This window comes from Sphingomonas phyllosphaerae FA2 (assembly GCF_000427645.1).
Lineage (GTDB): Bacteria > Pseudomonadota > Alphaproteobacteria > Sphingomonadales > Sphingomonadaceae > Sphingomonas > Sphingomonas phyllosphaerae.
Window position 1 is genome coordinate 745,693 of sequence record NZ_KE386571.1, and the last position, 17,364, is coordinate 763,056.

At 66.8% G+C, this 17,364-nt stretch carries 16 protein-coding genes; 7 read left to right on the top strand and 9 right to left on the bottom strand.

The annotated features are described in order from the left end of the window. Nucleotides 1-148 precede the first annotated feature (148 nt). The 3 genes from SPHPH_RS0103960 to mdoH all read left to right on the top strand — a co-directional run bounded on the left by SPHPH_RS0103960 (nucleotide 149) and on the right by mdoH (nucleotide 4,308). A complete protein-coding gene (locus tag SPHPH_RS0103960; RefSeq protein WP_028965518.1) occupies nucleotides 149-943 on the top strand; it encodes a thymidylate synthase in 795 nt (264 codons plus the stop codon). 75 nt (nucleotides 944-1,018) lie between these two features. Next, nucleotides 1,019-2,509 carry an OpgD/OpgG family glucan biosynthesis protein gene (locus SPHPH_RS0103965; RefSeq protein ID WP_037488060.1) on the top strand — a complete coding sequence of 497 codons (1,491 nt, stop codon included), beginning with the start codon at nucleotides 1,019-1,021 and terminating at the stop codon, nucleotides 2,507-2,509. After that, nucleotides 2,506-4,308, top strand: a complete 1,803-nt coding sequence (gene mdoH / locus SPHPH_RS18880; RefSeq protein ID WP_051272819.1) for a glucans biosynthesis glucosyltransferase MdoH — start codon at nucleotides 2,506-2,508, stop codon at nucleotides 4,306-4,308. Before SPHPH_RS0103965 ends, mdoH begins: the two co-directional genes overlap by 4 nt. Before the next feature lie 161 nt (nucleotides 4,309-4,469). Here mdoH and SPHPH_RS0103975 read toward each other — a convergent pair whose 3' ends face one another. The 3 genes from SPHPH_RS0103975 to SPHPH_RS21375 form a co-directional block, all read right to left on the bottom strand. After that, entirely contained in the window at nucleotides 4,470-4,709 is a 240-nt protein-coding gene (locus tag SPHPH_RS0103975; protein WP_238302877.1) for a hypothetical protein, read from the bottom strand. A 109-nt stretch (nucleotides 4,710-4,818) separates the two neighbouring features. After that, complete coding sequence (locus SPHPH_RS0103980) at nucleotides 4,819-6,408, bottom strand: isocitrate lyase (protein WP_028965521.1); 1,590 nt, start codon at nucleotides 6,406-6,408, stop codon at nucleotides 4,819-4,821. Nucleotides 6,409-6,418: 10 nt separating this feature from the next. Then, a complete protein-coding gene (locus SPHPH_RS21375; protein ID WP_202900634.1) occupies nucleotides 6,419-6,577 on the bottom strand; it encodes a hypothetical protein in 159 nt (52 codons plus the stop codon). A 148-nt stretch (nucleotides 6,578-6,725) separates the two neighbouring features. On the opposite strand from SPHPH_RS21375, the gene SPHPH_RS0103990 reads away from it, so the two are divergent. Then, a complete protein-coding gene (locus tag SPHPH_RS0103990; RefSeq protein ID WP_028965523.1) occupies nucleotides 6,726-8,111 on the top strand; it encodes a helix-turn-helix domain-containing protein in 1,386 nt (461 codons plus the stop codon). A 110-nt stretch (nucleotides 8,112-8,221) separates the two neighbouring features. Here the strand turns inward: SPHPH_RS0103990 and SPHPH_RS0103995 are convergent, their stop codons facing one another. From SPHPH_RS0103995 to SPHPH_RS0104020, 6 genes are all read right to left on the bottom strand, one after another. Continuing rightward, nucleotides 8,222-9,007, bottom strand: coding sequence for an SDR family NAD(P)-dependent oxidoreductase (locus SPHPH_RS0103995; protein WP_028965524.1), 786 nt, complete (start codon nucleotides 9,005-9,007; stop codon nucleotides 8,222-8,224). Between the two features lie 161 nt (nucleotides 9,008-9,168). Beyond that, entirely contained in the window at nucleotides 9,169-10,347 is a 1,179-nt protein-coding gene (locus tag SPHPH_RS0104000) for a zinc-dependent alcohol dehydrogenase (protein ID WP_028965525.1), read from the bottom strand. Continuing rightward, a complete protein-coding gene (locus tag SPHPH_RS18885) occupies nucleotides 10,344-10,871 on the bottom strand; it encodes an SRPBCC family protein (RefSeq protein ID WP_037488067.1) in 528 nt (175 codons plus the stop codon). The genes SPHPH_RS0104000 and SPHPH_RS18885 overlap by 4 nt, the downstream gene beginning before the upstream one ends. A gap of 181 nt (nucleotides 10,872-11,052) precedes the next feature. Beyond that, on the bottom strand, nucleotides 11,053-12,051 hold the full coding sequence (locus tag SPHPH_RS0104010) for an SDR family oxidoreductase (protein WP_028965526.1): 999 nt from the start codon (nucleotides 12,049-12,051) through the stop codon (nucleotides 11,053-11,055). 74 nt (nucleotides 12,052-12,125) lie between these two features. Beyond that, nucleotides 12,126-14,288 (bottom strand): TonB-dependent siderophore receptor, encoded by a 2,163-nt coding sequence (locus SPHPH_RS0104015; protein ID WP_028965527.1) that lies wholly within the window; start codon nucleotides 14,286-14,288, stop codon nucleotides 12,126-12,128. Between the two features lie 711 nt (nucleotides 14,289-14,999). Beyond that, the gene (locus SPHPH_RS0104020) at nucleotides 15,000-15,533 is read right to left on the bottom strand and encodes a hypothetical protein (protein WP_037488070.1); all 534 of its coding nucleotides are present in this window, start codon (nucleotides 15,531-15,533) and stop codon (nucleotides 15,000-15,002) included. A 110-nt stretch (nucleotides 15,534-15,643) separates the two neighbouring features. Between SPHPH_RS0104020 and SPHPH_RS0104025 the strand changes: the two genes are divergently transcribed. The 3 genes from SPHPH_RS0104025 to SPHPH_RS0104035 all read left to right on the top strand — a co-directional run bounded on the left by SPHPH_RS0104025 (nucleotide 15,644) and on the right by SPHPH_RS0104035 (nucleotide 17,271). Then, on the top strand, nucleotides 15,644-16,012 hold the full coding sequence (locus tag SPHPH_RS0104025; protein ID WP_028965529.1) for a PRC-barrel domain-containing protein: 369 nt from the start codon (nucleotides 15,644-15,646) through the stop codon (nucleotides 16,010-16,012). 11 nt (nucleotides 16,013-16,023) lie between these two features. Further along, nucleotides 16,024-16,158 (top strand): hypothetical protein, encoded by a 135-nt coding sequence (locus SPHPH_RS21660; RefSeq protein ID WP_272944235.1) that lies wholly within the window; start codon nucleotides 16,024-16,026, stop codon nucleotides 16,156-16,158. A gap of 150 nt (nucleotides 16,159-16,308) precedes the next feature. Further along, nucleotides 16,309-17,271, top strand: coding sequence for an IS5 family transposase (locus SPHPH_RS0104035; RefSeq protein ID WP_028965530.1), 963 nt, complete (start codon nucleotides 16,309-16,311; stop codon nucleotides 17,269-17,271). The last annotated feature ends 93 nt before the right edge of the window (nucleotides 17,272-17,364 follow it).

Genomic DNA, 17,364 nt, shown 5'->3' on the forward strand with positions numbered 1-17,364 from the left:
GAATCCAGAACCTCGGACGTTGCGCTTCTATCGCCAAACCTGCGCGTCTGGATTCCCGCCTTCGCGGGAATGACGGTCAGGGGTTGGCCACGCCTCCCGACCGCGCGGACAGTGGCGCGACCTGCCGCGCCGCGCTACCACCCAGACCGTGCAGCAATATCTCGACCTCATGCGCCGCGTGCTCGATTCGGGCGTGCGGCAGGACGACCGGACCGGCACCGGCACGCTCAGCGTCTTTGGGCACCAGATGCGCTTCGATCTGGCGCAGGGCTTCCCGGTCCTCACCACCAAGAAGCTCCATCTGCGCTCGATCATCATCGAGCTGCTGTGGTTCCTGCGCGGCGACACCAACGTCGGCTGGTTGCAGGAGCGCAAGGTCAGCATCTGGGACGAGTGGGCCGACGCGAACGGCGATCTCGGCCCGGTCTATGGCAAGCAATGGCGCGACTGGGCGGCGGCGGACGGGCGGCATATCGACCAGATCGCCGCGCTGATCGGAGAAATCCGCACTAAGCCCGCATCGCGGCGGCAGATCGTCACCGCGTGGAACCCCGGTGAGCTGCACGCGATGGCACTCAGCCCGTGTCACTGCCTGTTCCAGACGCATGTCGCCAACGGGCGGTTGTCGCTGCAATTGTATCAGCGCTCGGCCGACATCTTCCTCGGCGTGCCGTTCAACATCGCCAGCTATGCATTGTTGACGCACATGCTGGCGCAGCAATGCGATCTGGACGTCGGCGAGTTCATCTGGACCGGCGGCGATTGCCACCTCTATCTCAACCATCTGGAACAGGCCGAGATGCAGCTCGCGCGCACCCCGACCACGCTGCCGACTCTGACAATCGCTCGCCGTCCGGCGTCGATCGATGCGTATGAGCCGGAGGATTTCGTGCTGACCGGCTATGAGGCCCAGCCGCATATCAAGGCGGCGGTGTCGGTCTGACCGTCGCGCGCACGCGGCGGTGCGTCGCGGGCGTTTTGCGTTGCAACAATCGCTAGCCTAGCTTGTTTCGCAGCCATGACGATTATCAGCCGACGCGATGCGATGCTGGCGACGGGCGCTGCGGCGCTCTGGCCGGCGCTGGCCCGGGCGCAAACGCGCGGGGGTAGCTCGACGCCCTTTTCATGGGCGATGCTTCAGCAACGTGCGGAGGCGCTGGCCAGGCAACCGTATCGCGCGGTTCCGCCGGTCGCGGCGGCCGCTGCACTGGATTATGACGCGGTCGGCGGGATCCGTTACCGCGCCGACAAGACGCTGGCGGGCGGTATCCGCCCGTTCCCGCTCGGCAAATACGCGCCGGTGCCAGTCACGCTAAACACCGTCGCGAATGGTCGCGCGACCCGAGTCGACTATGCGCCGTCGCTGTTCGAGACCAAGCCGGGCGTCACGCCCGCGCCGGGCTTCGCGGGGTTCCGCGTCATGGAGCAGGGCAAGGACAGCGACTGGCTCGCCTATATGGGCGCATCCTATTTCCGCTCGGCGGGGGCGCTCGACCAATATGGCCTGTCGGCGCGCGGGGTCGCGATCGATACCGGGCTGGAGAAGGAAGAATTTCCGGTCTTCACCGAATTCTGGATCGAGGCGGTCGGCGACGGTGGGTACACGATCTATGCGCTGCTCGACGGAGAGAGCCTGACCGGGGCCTATCGCTTCGTCTCGCGTCACCCGAAGGCGGTGGTGCAGGACGTGTCGTCGGTGCTGTTCCTGCGCAAGCCGGTCGCACGGCTGGGCATCGCGCCCGCGACCAGCATGTTCTGGTACGACGACCGCAGCCACAAGACCGCGGGCGACTGGCGGCCCGAGATCCATGATTCGGATGGTCTGGCGATGCGCACGGCTGGTGGCGAGCGCGTGTGGCGGCCGCTGCGCAACCCGGCGCAGCCGACCACCGACAGCTTCGCGGCGGACGATATACGCGGGTTCGGATTGCTGCAGCGTGACCGCAATTTCGATCATTATCAGGATGATGGCGCGTTCTACGATCGCCGCCCGAACTTGTGGATCGAGCCGCGTGGGCAGTGGGGCAGCGGGCGCGTCATCCTCTACGCTTTCCCGACTGCGGGCGAGACGACCGACAATGTCGTGTGCTTCTGGACGCCGGGTGCGCCGGTGCGCGCGGGGCAGCGGCTCGCCTATGACTATCGGCTGACGTGGGGTGGCGACGATCCGACGGTCGACCGTGTCGCGCATGTCGTCGACAGCTGGACCGGCAGCGCAGGGCGACCCGGCGTCGAGCCGATCGCGGGCGCGGTGAAGCTGGTCGCCGATTTCGTCGGCGATGGGCTCGCCGGACTGACGCGGCAGAGCGGGGTCAGCGCCGAGATCGGCGTTGCGCGCGGCAAGCTGCTGGAGAGTGCGGCCTACCCGGTGGTTGGCCAGCGCAACCGCTGGCGCGTCACCGCCGACATCGCGCCGGAGGCGAACGGGCCCGCCGACGTGCGGCTGTTCCTGAAGCGCGGCGATGCGGCGCTCAGCGAGACGCTGCTGGTGCCGCTCTACCGACCATGAGCCATCCGCATCCCCGCTTGCCCGCGCCCGCGCCGCTCGAGATGCCGGAGCAGCGGTTCGACGGACCGCCGCCGCCCGCGCGCGCACCCGACCCGTTCGATGGTGCGATCGGATCGGGCGCCGACATCTTCGCGCGGCGCGCCTTGCTGGTGCTGCTGACGTTGGTGCTGGCGCTCGCGGCATCGACGACGCTCAAGGAGTCGGTGCTGACCGACGGGCTGACGATCAGCGACATGCTGTTGCTGACGGTGTTCTTTCCGCTGTTCGCGCTGCTCGCCTTCGGGTTCATCAACACCGTCGTCGGCTATATCGTGCTGGCGACCGGGCTGCACCCCGGCTTCACGCCGATGCCGCGCTGGTCCGAGCCGCTGAAGGGCCGCACGGCGATCCTGATGCCGGTGCACAATGAGGATATCGGCGAAGTGTGCGGGCGGCTGGCGCAAATGGCCGAGGCGCTGGCGCATACCGGCACCTGCAGCGCGTTCGACTTCTTCATCCTGAGCGACTCTGCCGCGGAGAACGAGGCCGCGGAGGTTGCGGCGTGGCAGGCGCTGGCCGAGCGATCTGACTGCGCGATCTTCTATCGCCGCCGTGTCGAGAATGTCGGGCGCAAGCCGGGCAATATCGCGGACTGGCTCCGCGCGCATGGCGCGGCTTACGATTACATGCTGATGCTCGACGCCGACAGCCTGATGGGTGGGGAGACGATCGTCGGCATGACGCAGATCATGGACCGGCGACCCGGCGTTGCGCTGCTCCAGACGGTGCCGCAGGTGATCGGCGCCTCTACGCTGTTCCAGCGCTGGATGCAGTTTTCCAGCCGCATCTACGGCCCCGCAGCAACCGCCGGGCTGGTGTGGTGGTCGGGCGCGGAGGCGACGTTCTGGGGGCATAATGCGCTGATCCGCGTGCGAGCGTTTGCCGACAGTTGCGGGCTGCCGGTATTGCCGGGCGCGCCGCCGTTCGGGGGCACGATCATGAGCCACGACGTCGTGGAGGCGGCGCTGCTGCGGCGGCGCGGCTGGCGTGTCCACATGGTGATGACCGAGGAGACGTTCGAGGAATATCCCCCGACGCTGATCGACGCCGGGGTGCGCGACCGACGCTGGGCGCAGGGCAATCTCCAGCACATGGCGCTGCTGGGGGCGTCGGGATTCCACTGGATCAACCGCCTGCAACTGCTGCTGGGTGCGGCAGGGTATCTCGCCTCGCCCTTGTGGCTGTTGCTGATCGCGGTCAGCGTGGTGCAGGCGGTGCGCGGAGAGCCGGGGCTGATGTCCGGCGATCCGTCGGGAATAGTGCTGGAGTTGACGCTCGCGTTGCTCTTCGGGCCTAAGCTGCTGGGCATCCTCCACGCGCTGACCGATGCGCATCGGCGGCAGGCGCTGGGCGGGGTGGGGTGCATCCTGCGCTCTGTGCTGGTCGACGTGCCGCTGTCGACGCTCGCCGCGCCGGGGATCGCGTTGACGCAAACGATCGACCTGATCGGCATCGCCACGCAGCGCAAGGCGGAATGGCACGCGCAGAACCGCCGCGTCGACGGGTTGCCGATGTCCGCGATCCTGCCGCGCTATCGCTGGCATATGGGAGTGGGAGTGGTGCTGCTGGCGCTGTCGCCGCTGATGCCGTCGGCGGCGCTGTGGCTGTCGCCGGTCACCGCCGGATTGCTGTTGTCGCCGCTGATCGTGCAATGGACCGCCAGCGAACGCTGGGGCGCGCGGGCAGCGCGGGCCGGGGTGTTCGTGACCGACGCCGGGCGGGAAGCGCCGCCGCCGGTGCCGGCGGTCGCGGCAGGATAAACCAGCCGTTTTGATCGCCGCCCCGGATTTCCTCCGGCCTCGCGCTTCTTCGTCAGCCTCGCAACAAGGGTGGCCTCCGATCAGGTCGGCGAGGATGGCATACGAAAAAAGGGGGGAGCGACGCCGGCGTCGCTCCCCCCTTTCCGTCGCCTCAGAGCAGCTTAGTTGCTGTCCGAATCGTCACCATCGTCGGCGATGATGATGATGCCGGCGATCACCGCCGCTGCCGCAACCGCTGCAACGATCAGACCGCCACCGGCCAGCTCGTTCTTCTTCACGGTCGGAGCCGACGCGCGCGCCGCCTTGGCAACCGACAGGCTGGCAGCCGAGTTGACCGGAGCCGCAACCGCCGGAACGGTGGCGAGCGAAGCGACCGCAGCCGCCATCAGAAACTTCTTCATTTTACCATCTCCCTCGAGGCGTTCGGCTATTCTCATGCCGCACCGCATCATGCAACGGCAGTAATATTACAATGCGACGAAAAGTCGCCGATTTGAGTTCAAAGAGAGGTCAAGCCGCGAACTGGTTCATCGTATTGTGCGCGCCACCGGCCTTGAGCGCTGCGTCACCAGCGAAATACTCCTTATGATCGTCGCCGATATCGCTGCCCGACATATTCTGGTGGCGCACGCACGCAATTCCCTCCCTAATTTCGCGGCGTTGCACGTTCCTGACATAGCCAAGCATCCCCGCCGCGCCGAAATAGTCGCGCGCCAGCAGGTCGGTGCCGAGCGCGGCGGTGTGGTAGGTCGGCAAGGTGATGAGATGGTGGAAGATTCCTGCGCGCTCCGCGGCATCGCGCTGGAAGGTGCGAATATGGTCGTCGGCCTCCACCGCCAGTGCGGTGTCGTCGTAACAAGCGTCCATCAGTCGTGCGCGCTGGTAATTGGCGACATCCCGTCCCTCCGCGTGCCACCGATCGTAGACTTGCTGACGGAAGTTGAGCGTCCAGTTGAAGCTCGGCGAGTTGTTGTAGATTAGTTTGGCGTCGGGCACTTCTGCACGGATGCGGTCGACCATGCCGGCGATCTGCGCGATGTCGGGGCGTTCGGTCTCAATCCACAATAAATCCGCGCCGTGACGCAATGCGGTGACGCAATCGAGCACGCACCGATCCTCCCCGGTGCCGCTGCGGAACTGGAAAAGGTTCGACGGGAGCCGCCGCGGGCGCAACAATCGCCCGTCGCGTTCGATCAAAACGTCGCCCGGTGCCGGTGCATCGACCGGTTCGGCGTCGAGAAACGAATTATACTGGTCGCCGAGGTCGCCCGGGGTTCGCGAATAGGCGATCTGTTTGGTCAGCCCCGCACCCAGCGAATCCGTCCGTGCGACGATGATCCCGTCCTCGACGCCCAGTTCGAGGAAGGCGTACCGGCAGGCGCGGATCTTGGCGAGGAAGTCCTCGTGCGGCACGGTTACCTTGCCGTCCTGATGACCGCATTGCTTCTCGTCGGAGACCTGGTTCTCGATCTGGAGCGCGCAGGCGCCGGCCTCGATCATCTTGCGCGCGAGCAGATAGGTCGCCTCGGCATTGCCGAAGCCGGCATCGATATCGGCGATGATCGGGACGACATGGCTTTCGTACTGATCGACCGCGTGGATCAACCGCTGCGCCTCCACCTCGTTACCCGCCGCGCGCGCCGCGTCGATGTCGCGGAACATCAGGCTCAACTCGCGTGCGTCGGCTTGTTTGAGGAAGGTGTAGAGTTCCTCGATCAATGCCGGCACCGCGGTCTTTTCGTGCATCGACTGGTCGGGGAGCGGGCCGAAGTCGCTGCGCAACGCGGCGACCATCCAGCCCGAAAGGTACAGATAGCGCCCCTTGGTGGTGCCGAAATGCTTGCGAATGCTGATGATCTTCTGCTGCGCGATGAAGCCGTGCCAGCAGCCGAGCGACTGAGTATAGGCGCTGGGATCCGCATCATAGGCGGCCATGTCGCGCCGCATCACCGCCGCGGTATGGCGCGCGATGTCGAGGCCGGTGCGGAAGCGGTTCTGCAAGCGCATCCGCGCCACCGCCTCGGGCTGGATGCCGTGCCAGCCGAGGCCGGCGTGTGCAATCGTGCGGCCGGAGGCGGCAACTGTGTCCTGATAGGTCATGGCGGTCCTCTCAGCCGAGCCGCCCGAGGCGGTGGTACAGGTTGGAGAATTTCGACGAGCGCGGATCGTCGGCGATCTGCCGGACGTAATGCGCGACCGCTTCCTTCATCAGCCCGAAGTCCTCGGTCGAGAAGACCGCGCGGCTGCGCTGCGGTTCGGTGTGCGGCATGATGATCGCTCCGTCGAGATGGATGATGAAAGCATCGTAGGACTATCGGTGCGCGCGTCGTCAGCAATTCACATGCAATTCGTGTCGCTTCGTCCGGTATCTGCCGCTAAGTGCCGTCATGTTGTAAAGGAATTTACAGGAGAGCGGGGTGAGCCGGGACAAGCTGCTCGCGGGGCACGCGATACGACGGCTGCGACGCCGCCATGGTCTGACGCAGGCGGCGATGGCGGAGATGCTCGCGATCTCGCCCAGCTACCTCAACCTCATCGAGCGCAACCAGCGTGCGGTCCCGGCCGGGTTGCTGGTGACGCTTGCCGACCGGTTCGACTTCGATCCGCGCGTTTTGCTAGCGGGCGAGCCGGGGGGTGGCGCGGAGGCGATCCGGCGGCGGTTGGCCGACCCGTTGTTCGCCGATCTGGAGGTCGACCGCAGCGAGGTCGAGGAATGGCTCGCCGCCGCGCCGGGCGGGGCGGAAGCGTTCGCGCGCGCCTTCGACCGCGGGCAGGGCGGTGCGGCCGCACCGGTCCTCGACGACCCGGCGATCACGGTGCGCCGCGAGATCGAGCGCTGGCGCAACCACTTCCCCGATCTCGACGCCGCGGCCGAGACGCTCGCCGACGAGCTGCGGCTGGTCGGCGCGGACCTGTATGGCGCGCTGGTCGAGCGGCTGCGCGTCCGCCACGGACTTGCGATCCGCATCCTGCCGGTCGAAGCGCTGCCCGATCATCTCGTTCGCGTCGACCTTCACGCGCGGCAGGTGCAACTCGCCGAGCGGCTTGTACCGTGGTCGCGGACCTTTGCGCTGGCGGTGCAGTGCGGGCTGATCGAGGCGCGTGCGGAGATTGACGCGCTGGTGCGCGGCGCGTCGCTGGACCGGGTGGCGGAGCGTTTGTTCCGGCGGCACCTGTCGAGCTATTTCGCGGCGGCGGTGATGATGCCCTATGCGCGGTTCCTGCGCGCGTGCGAGGCGAGCGGCTATGATCTGGAGCTGTTGCAGCGGCGCTTCGGCGCGGGGCTGGAGCAGGTCGCGCACCGGCTGACGACCTTGCAGCGCGTCGGTGCGCGCGGGCTGCCGTTCTTCCTGCTGCGGGTCGATCGTGCCGGGCAGGTGTCGAAGCGCTTTGCGGGCGCGAGCAACACGCCGCTGCTGGCGGGCGAGACGCGGTGCCCGCTATGGCGTGTCCACCATGCGTTCGATCGGCCGGGCAGCGTGGTGCCGCAGCTGCTGGAGCTGGAGGATGGCGCGCGCTGGTTCACGCTGGCGGTGGCGGTGGCCGGCGCGGCGATCGGCGCGGGGGCGAACCGGGTGGAGAGTGCGTTTGCGATCGCGCTCGGAGTGCCGGCGGAGGTGGCAGGGTCGGTCGCGGCGGCGCGCGGGCTCGACCTGACCGGCGCTGCGACGCCGGTCGGGCTGGGGTGCCGGGGGTGTCACCGGATGGCGTGTCCGCAGCGCTCCGCACCGCCCGCTGGCCGGGCGATGCTGGTCAACGAGCGCGAGCGAGCGATCTCCGGGTGGACGTTCGCGGGGGATTGAGCTGACTACGCAAACCACTTCGTCATTGCGAGCGGAGCGAAGCAATCTAGGGCCGGATCAGGACGCCCTGGATTGCTTCGCTACGCTCGCAATGACGGCACAGGCTGCGCTTACTTCTTCGCGGTGCCCGGCTCGGCCATGTTGCGGTGCTGGTGTGCGGTGACCTCGGGCGGGAGGATGTGCGCGGCGGCGACCTGCAGCTTGTTCTTCCAGCCCGACACGATCGAATGCTTGCCCGCCATCAGCGCGTCCCAGCCGTCTTGCGCGACCTTGGCGGGATCGGACTTGCTGTCGGAGGTGCCGACGTCGGTGTCCATCATGTCGGCGCGATCGAAGAATTCGGTGTCGACCGGGCCGGGCATCAACGTCGTCAGTGTGATCCCCTCGTGATCCTTCAGCTCGTCGCGCAATGCGTCGGTGAAGGAGTCCACGAACGCCTTGGTGCCGTTGTAGACCGCCTGGAAGCTGCCCGGGATGAAGCCGGCGATCGAGCCGGTGACGAGGACCTTGCCCTGATGCCGCTCGGTCATCTGGCGCAGCACCTTCTGGAGCAGGTAGAGCGTGCCGGTGATGTTGGTATCGACCACGCGCCGCCACTCTGCGACGTCCTGATCGAGAAACCCGCGGCCGAGCCCCTTGCCGGCATTGGCACAGAGCAGGTCGATCGGGCGGCCTTCCGCGGCAGCGAGCAGCCGGTCGACGCCGTCGATCGTCGACAGGTCTGCCTCGACCGACGTGACCTGCGTGCCGAATTGCTTGAAGTCAGCGGCGGCGGCGTCGATCAGCGGCTCGTCGGCGACGACGAGGATGTCATAGCCATCCTTCGCCGCGAGCGTGGCGAGTTCGAAGCCGATGCCGGTGGAGGCACCGGTAATGATCGCGAATTTGTTGGGCATGATGGATTTCCTTCAACGGGTACACCCCAACCGTTCGTCCTGAGGAGAGGCTGAGCTTGTCGAAGCCTCGTCTCGAAGGACCGGTGCTTCGAGACGGCATTTCGACAGGCTCAATGCCTCCTCAGCACGAACGGATGGGAGGTTGGCGACGGGCGGCGTTTTCAGCTCATCCCCGGCTTGAGCACGATCTTCGTCACGTCATTCTGCTGATCGTGGAACATCTTGTACCCCTCCGGTCCCTTTTCGAGCGGCATGCGATGCGAGATCAGGAAGGTGGTGTCGATCTTCTCTTCGAGGATCGCGGTCAGTAGCGCGGGGAGGTAGCGCTGGACGTGGGTCTGCCCGGTCTTGAGCTGCAAACCCTTTTCCATGAACGCCCCGAGCGGCCATTTGTCGACGAACCCGCCGTAGACCGCCGGCATCGACACGCGCCCGCCCTTGCGGCACGCGATGATCGCCTGCCGGTTGGCGTGCGCACGGTCGGTGCCGGTGAAGGTCGAGACCTTGATCTGGTCCAGCACGTTGTCGACGAAGAAGCCATGCGCCTCCAGCCCGACGCTGTCGATCACCGCATCGGGGCCGATCCCGCCGGTCATCACCATCAGCGCCTCATAGACCGCGCTTTCCTCGAAGTTGATCGTCTCCGCGCCGAACTTGGCGGCCAGCTTGAGCCGGTTGGGGAAGTGATCGATTGCGATCACGCGCTCGGCCCCCATCAGGAACGCCGACTGGATCGCGAACAACCCGACCGGGCCGCAGCCCCATACGGCAACCGTGTCGCCGGGCTCGATGTCGGCATTCTCCGCCGCCATCCAGCCGGTCGGCAGGATGTCGGAGAGGAACAGCACCTTGTCGTCCTCGACCCCGTCGGGGATCACGATCGGGCCGACGTCACTGAACGGCACACGGACATATTCGGCCTGACCCCCGGCATAGCCGCCGGTCATGTGGCTGTAGCCGAACAGCCCGGCCATCGGCTGACCGTACAGTTCCTGCGCGATATCCTGATTGTCGGCGGGCAGGCCATTGTCGCAGGCAGAATATTGCTGCTTGGTGCAATGGTAGCAGCTGCCGCACGAAATCGTGAACGGCACGACGACGCGCTGGCCCTTCTTGAGCGTCGACTTCGCGCCGACCTCGACCACCTCGCCCATGAATTCGTGGCCGAGGATGTCGCCCGACTGCATCGTCGGGATGTAACCATCGTAGAGGTGGAGGTCCGAGCCGCAGATCGCGGTCGAGGTCACCTTGATGATACAGTCGCGCGGGTTGACGATGCCGGGATCGTCGACGGTATCGACGCGGACATCGTGCTTGCCGTGCCAGGCGATCGCTTTCACAGCCCCATCTCCTCGAATTGCTTGGCGTTCATCGCGGGGGTGGCGATCTCACCGGTTTCCAGCAGCTGCTTGAAGCGGCGCAGATCGCGGCGCGCCTGGATCGCGGGTTCGCGCTGGAACATCTTGGCGATGACCTTGCCGATCACCCCGGCGGGCGGGTCATAGTCGATCGTCGCGACGATCACCGTGCCGCGTGCGCCAGCGTCACGAAACTCGACGTGGCCGCGGTTGGGAATTTCCGCGCCAGGCTCGCTTTCCCACGCGAGCAGCTTGCCCGGGACTTCCTCGGTGATCCGCGCGTCCCATTCGACGTTGCTGCCGCCGGGTGCCTTGACGACCCAGTGCGAGCGGCGCTCGTCGTGCACGTCGATGCGCACGACATTCTCCATGAACGCGGGCCAGGCGGCGAAGTCGCGGAAGCGTGAGTAGACTTCGGCAACGGGCTGGTTGATCGTGACGGCGCGGGCGGCAAGCGCGGTCGGCTTGTCGTGTTTCGCGGCGGCGAGCGGGGCGTCATCGGCCATGGCGGCTCCTTTCCTGTCGCGCCGTCAATGGCCGGTCGGGGAGCGGCGTTCCGTGGAAACGCCGTGATTTGATCTGGGTCAGTGAGGTTGCCGCTTTAACGTCATTGCGAGCGCAGCGAAGCAATCCAGGGCGTCGCGTGGAACCCGGGATTGCTTCGCTACGCTCGCAATGACGGAGTGGTTACGGATTCCCCTTGCCGCCATGCGCGCCCACAGCGGTACCGGTCGAGAAGCTCGTCCCGTCTTCCGCCAGCGCGACGTAGAGCGGGGCCAGTTCCGCGGGCTGGCCGGCGCGACCCATCGGCGTGTCCTGCCCGAACTCTCCCATCTTGCCCGGCAACTGCCCTCCGGCGACCTGCAATGGTGTCCAGATCGGGCCGGGCGCGACCATGTTGACGCGGATGCCTTTCTTCGCGAGCTGCTTGGCGAGGCCCTTGGTGAAGATCAGGATCGCGCCCTTGGTGCTGGCGTAGTCGAGTAGTTCCTCGCCCGGGTCATAGCTGTTGACCGAGCCGGTGTTGATGATGACCGAGCCCGGTGGCATCGACGGGATCGCTGCCTTAGCGATGCGGAACATCGCGAAGATATTCGTCTCGAAGGTGCGGACCATCTGCTCGTCGCTGATCTCGGAGATGTCGGCCTTGCTCTGCTGATAGGCGGCGTTGTTGACGAGCAGGTCGAGCCCGCCGAGCTGCCGCACCGCATCGGCGACCAATTTCGTGCAGGCTTTCTCGGTCCGGATGTCGGCGGGGAGCAGCACCGCCTTTCGCCCGGCCTGTTCGATCAGCGCCTTGACCTCGCGCGCGTCGGGTTCTTCGGTCGGATAGTAATTGATCGCGACGTCCGCGCCCTCACGCGCGAAGGCGATCGCGGCGGCGCGACCGATCCCGCTGTCGCCGCCCGTCACCAGTGCCTTGCGCCCGGTCAGTCGGCCCGAGCCGCGATAGCTGGTCTCGCCGCTGTCCGGGCGTGGGGTCATCTTGCCCTGCAGCGCGGGCCAAGGTTGGCGCTGCTCGGGGAAGGGCTGGCTGGTGTATTTCGTCCGCGGATCGCGGAGCGGGACCGGAGCGGCCGGACCTGCGCCGGCCTGTGCCGCCGCGCTGGCCGCGCCGCCGAAAGTAAGTCCGGCCGCGGCTGCGCCGCCCAAAATGGTGCGGCGCGTGGTGCCCTGATCGTCCATGTCGCAAATCTCCCGGTATCCGGGCGCGAACGGGCGGGACGATCAGAGGTTCACCGGTATCGCGTTGATCGCGATCAGAAGCGGTAGGCGATCGTCCCCTGCACGACGCGGCGGTTGCCGTACCAGCACCACGCATAATTGGCGAAGCACGAGGTGATATAGGTCTTGTCGAACAGGTTGGAGGCGTTGACCGAAGCGGTCAGCCCCTTGAGCGACGGGCTCAGCCGCTCGAGATCGAACCGGGCCCACGCGTCGTAGACCGTGTAGGACGGGCTGTTGAGCGGCGCAGCGGCGGCCGGGCTTTCGGGTGGGGTGTAGACGCCGGCGTAGACCTCGTCGACATGCCGCACCGCGCCGCCCAGCGCGAAGCCTTGGAAGGTGCCGCGCTCGGGCGCCCAGTCGAGGATCAGCGACGCGCCGCCGCGCCCGACCGTCTCCAGCCCGCGCCCGACGCGCGACGGGTCCTGCGGGTCGCTGGTCACGCGGACGCGCTGGCGGCTGTACGCCGCGCGGGCGGTGAAGCCGAGCCCGAGCGGCGCGCTGCCCTCGAACTCGACGCCGGTGGAGCGCACCTCGCCTGTTTGGCGCGAGATCGAGAAATCGGGGGTCGAGGTGACGACGTTGGTTTGGTCGATGCGGAACCATGCGCCCGACAGCAGGATCGGCGTGCCGGGCACACTGAACTTCGCGCCGGCCTCGATTTGCTTGCCAAACGACGGGTCGGCGATCCCGAGTGTCCCATCGCCGCGCCGGACCGTCGACGACTGCGGCTCGAACGAGGTCGAATAGCTGACGTAGGGCGCGAGACCGAAGGGCAGGGTGTAGAGCGCCGCGGCGCGCCACGTGAACTTGTCGTCCTTCTTGGGGGTGCCGCCGTTCTGCTGCCCCCATGCCCAGTCCTGCCGGCCGCCGAGCGTGACGCGCAAAGCGCCGAACTCCATTTGGTCCTGCGCATAGATCCCCTGCTGACGGAGTCGTGCCGTCAGGTTGAAGCGACTCTGGTCGCCCGGCACTTCGCTTGGCGTGCGCGGAACCGTCATCGTCCCATAAACAGGGTTGTAGACGTCGAGCGGGGTTGCGGTCCCGAACTTGCCGTCCTCGGTCGAATGCGCGACCTGCCGGTCGACGCCGAACAACAGCCGGTGCGTCACCGGCCCGGTGCGCACGGTGCCGGCGAGCTGGTTGTCATAGGTCCAATTGTTCAGCTCCTCGTCGGTCGCATAGCTGGCGCGGTTATAGACGCGCGTGCTGCCCGCTACCGGCGCGCCGCTGACATAGACGAGTCCGAGCTGCGCCGTGACGTTCTGGTAACGGCCGGACGAGCGGAAGCGCCAGCCGCCGCCGAAATCGTGCGTGAAGATGTACGTCCCCGCCGCCTGCTCGCGCTGGTAGCGGTTGCCCGCCTCGCCCCCGTCAAAGCGCGTCGAGAGCTTGCCGTTGGGATTGTCGATCAGCGTGCCCAGCGCCGGGAATACGCCATAGGCGCCGTTATGCGGATCGTGCGAATAGGTGCCGAGCAGGGTGAACGTGGTGCGCGACCCATTGCCGATCGTCACCGCGCCCGACACGGTCTGGCGCTCGCGCTTTGCGAAACGCTGCTGCGTGTCGCTGCCGTTCGCGCTGCCATAGACGCGCCACAGTACGTCGCTGGTACTGCCGCCGACATCGGCATCGACGCGGTACAGGTTGTACTCGCCGTAGGTCCCGGCGACCGAGCCGTAGAGGGGAAGGTCGACCGGCAGCTTGCTCGACTGTGCGACGAGACCGCCGGGGCTCGACTGGCCATAGAGCGTCGAGGCCGGGCCTTTGAGCACCTCGAAGCGCGCCAGTCGCGACACGTCGACCTGCGGGATCGCATAGCCGGTGGTGCTGCCGAACTGCTTCAGCCCGTCGAGGAACACCGGCGCGTCGAAGCCGCGCAGCTTGAACTGGTCGTAGACCTCGGCGCTCGATCCGCGCGTCTCTGGGGTGACGCCCGCGACGAAGCGCAGCGCCTGGTTCAGGTTCTGGAGCCCGAGCGCCTCGATCTGGTCGCCGGTGACGACGGTGATCGACTGCGCGGTTTCGGCGAGCGGCAGCGCCGACTTGGTGCCGGCGCTGGCGAGGTCGGGGGCTTGCCGGCCGGTGACGATCACATCCTCGGGCGGGGCGGCTTCGCTGCGCTGCTGCGCGACGGCCGGGGCGGCGGCGAGCAAGGCGGCGAGGGTGAGGAAGCTGCTGGAATGACGGACGGACATGAGAACCCCTTTGCTGCGGGGCCTCTATCGTGAGTGCGAGTTAGTATCAATAACCTTTGTGACCGCCCTCGTGATCGTTGAACCGCGACCGTTGAACCGTGATCGTTGTACCGTCGCTCCTGCGCAGGCAGGAGCCTATCTCTTCGTCGTGCAGCGTCGACCTTGCATTTGGAAAGCGACTTGTCTGTGTCAGCTGTTTCGCCACGTCGTAGAGACATGGGCCCCTGCCTACGCAGGGGCGAAGGCGAGAGCGGAAGGCACCTGCGATCCAGTCTGCGCCAGATGAGAAGACTGCCAGCGCAGGGGCGACGGTGCGTGGGGAAGCCCCGATAATCGCATACGCCATATATGAGAAGAGGTTGCCGAACGCCCGCAAACGGACATCCGACAACCCCTTGACATGGTCAGCGGCCGGAGAGCTCCAGCCCGGGAGACCATGTTGGCCTCCAAGAAGCACCTGTTCCGCTACGTTGAAGAGAGGATGGATCCTCCCGCAGCGGGCAGGCGATGCTTAGAAGCGCATCTCCCGAACGAACTGAACCGACCCCATTGCTGAACCATGAGACATCGGATCACCTCCTTTCGCTGGTTGATAACAGTTGCGACCGCGTCAGCCGCACCCGCAATGTGAGGGGGATAGCGATGTGATACAAGGCTTGTAATGCGTCGGGTTCTGGACAACCATCCAAGGCTTCGCGCCTGGACGTTCGATCAGCGGCGGCAATCCTCGATTACCCGACCCACCTCCGCCCATGGCGGCAGAACCAACGGCGTCACACCTGGCTGTTCGACGGTGAAGCGCCCGCGCGTGAAGGCCATCGCATCGAGCAGCCGGTCGTCGATCGCGAAGCGCGCCACCACCTGCGGTACCGCGCCCGCACCGAGCTGAGTCGCGACGCTGCGGGTCATCGCGCTGGTGCGGATCGTGAACGGCGACGCGTTGCTGCCCGGACGTGAGAGCAACACCGCGCGCGGGCCACGTTCGCAGCGCAGCTCCGCAACAGATGGCTGCCCGGTCACGCCATAGCTCGCGCGCGGGCCGGCAGCGTCACGGACATAGCGCCACGCACCCGGTGTCCACGGCCAGTCCTGCCAGTCGGCGGCCGGGGTGGGGGCGGGAGCAGGGGCGGGCGTTACGGGAGCCGGCGGCGGCGCAACCGGCGCGGGCGGCACGGCGCGCGGAACGCAGGCGGTGCTCGCCAGCACCAGCAGTGCAAGCGGAAGCGAGGAGAGATAGCGGGTCACCCCCGACGCTATGGCGGATCGCCGCCGCGCGCTCAACCACCGTACCCGGAACCGCCGCGCCGGGATGACGGTTCACCGCGCAAGATCGCTTAACATAGGAGAATCCCGTCATGGCCGAAGACGCGCCGACCCAGATCCTGGTGCAGTCCACCCTCAGCGACACGATGAAGGTCGACACGCGTGATGGCGATCATCTCGGCACCGTGCAGGCGTTCATGGTGCATAAGTCGACGGGGCGCGCGACGCATGCGGTGCTCAGCCTCGGCGGCTTTCTGGGCATGGGGAAGAGCTATTATCCGCTGCCCTTCTCGCTGCTGCAATTCGATCCGGTGCGCGACCGCTATGTCGTGACGATCGACCGCCGCTTGCTGGAGGGCGGTCCAAGCTGGGCGAACAACGCCCCCGTCTTCGATCAGGCGTATGCCGATCGCGTCGCCAGTTACTATCAGGTGCAGGGCGAAAATCTCAACATCGCGTGAGGAGCGCAGCCATGAGCGAGCGGAAAGAAAATGACGTGCAGGAAGCGGTCGAGGAACTGCTGACCGATCCCGATGCGCCGGAAAAGGGCAACAGCACCCCGCCGCCGCAGACGACCGACGCGGAGCCGTCGGGCGAGCGCCGCTAGCTGTCCGTCGCCCCGGACTTGATCCGGGGCCCCGCTTCTCGGCGGACGATGGCAAAAGAAGCGGGATCCCGGACTTGATCGAGACCTCTGCGAAAATGTGCTGACGTTTCGGCATGGATATGATTCGATGCTGTGGGAGGATCGGCGTCGATGGAACAGCGGGGATTTGCGGAGGCGTTTTTGCCGGCGGGGTTTGGCCGGAATGCGCGGTTGGAGCGGATCGCGGCGCTGATCGACTGGGCGCCGGTGGAGGCGCTGGTGCGGCGGGTGCGGCCCGGGACGACGGGACGTCCGCCGTACCGGGCGCTGGCGATGGTGCGGGCGCTGCTGCTGCAGCAATGGTATGGCTTGTCGGACCCGGGGCTGGAGGAGGCGCTATCCGACCGGGTATCGTTCCGGCGGTTCTGCGGCCTGGCGCTGGAGGAGCCGACGCCGGATGAGACGACCTTGTGCCGCTTCCGGCTGGCGCTGGTCGAGGCGGGGCTGGGCGAGGCGCTGTTCGTCGAGGTACAGCGCCAACTCGACGCGGCAGGTTTCCTGGTCAAGTCCGGTACGTTGATCGACGCCACGCTGGTGGAGGCGGCGGTCCGTTGTCCGCCGCGCAGTGCCCGGCCGGCGGAAGGCGGGGAGAGCCGCTCGGCCAACGACCCCGATGCCAGCTGGACGCGCGTCGACCGGGGACGCCGGCTGTTCTTCGGCTATAAGGTGCATGTCGGTGTCGACCAGGGTTCGGGGTTGATCCGCAGCCGGCGGGTGACGCCGGCCAAGACCTATGAGAGCGAAGTGGCCGACGACCTCATCCTGGGCGACGAGCGCGCCGTCTATGCCGACAAGGCGTACGAGAAGCGCGCCCGGCGCGAGGCGCTCAAGGCGCGCGGCATCAAGGACCGCATCCAGCATCGCCGCGTGCGTGGGCAACCGACGCTTCCCCCTTGGCAGGCGGTGCGCAACAAGCTGATCGGACGGATACGCGGCGCCGTCGAGCGGACCTTTTCCGAACTCAACCGCGGTTCCTACGGCCTGGTCAGAATGCGCTACCGCGGCCTCGAACGATGCCGCCTCCAGGTCGACCTTGCCGCCATCGCCTATAATCTGCGGCGGGCTGCTGCTTGAACGACCCGTTCGAGGCTTCTCGGCAGAGGACATACACCCACCTACCTGCACGCTTGACGGCTCCCCCCATCGGCCAGAAAAGCCTTACCCGCC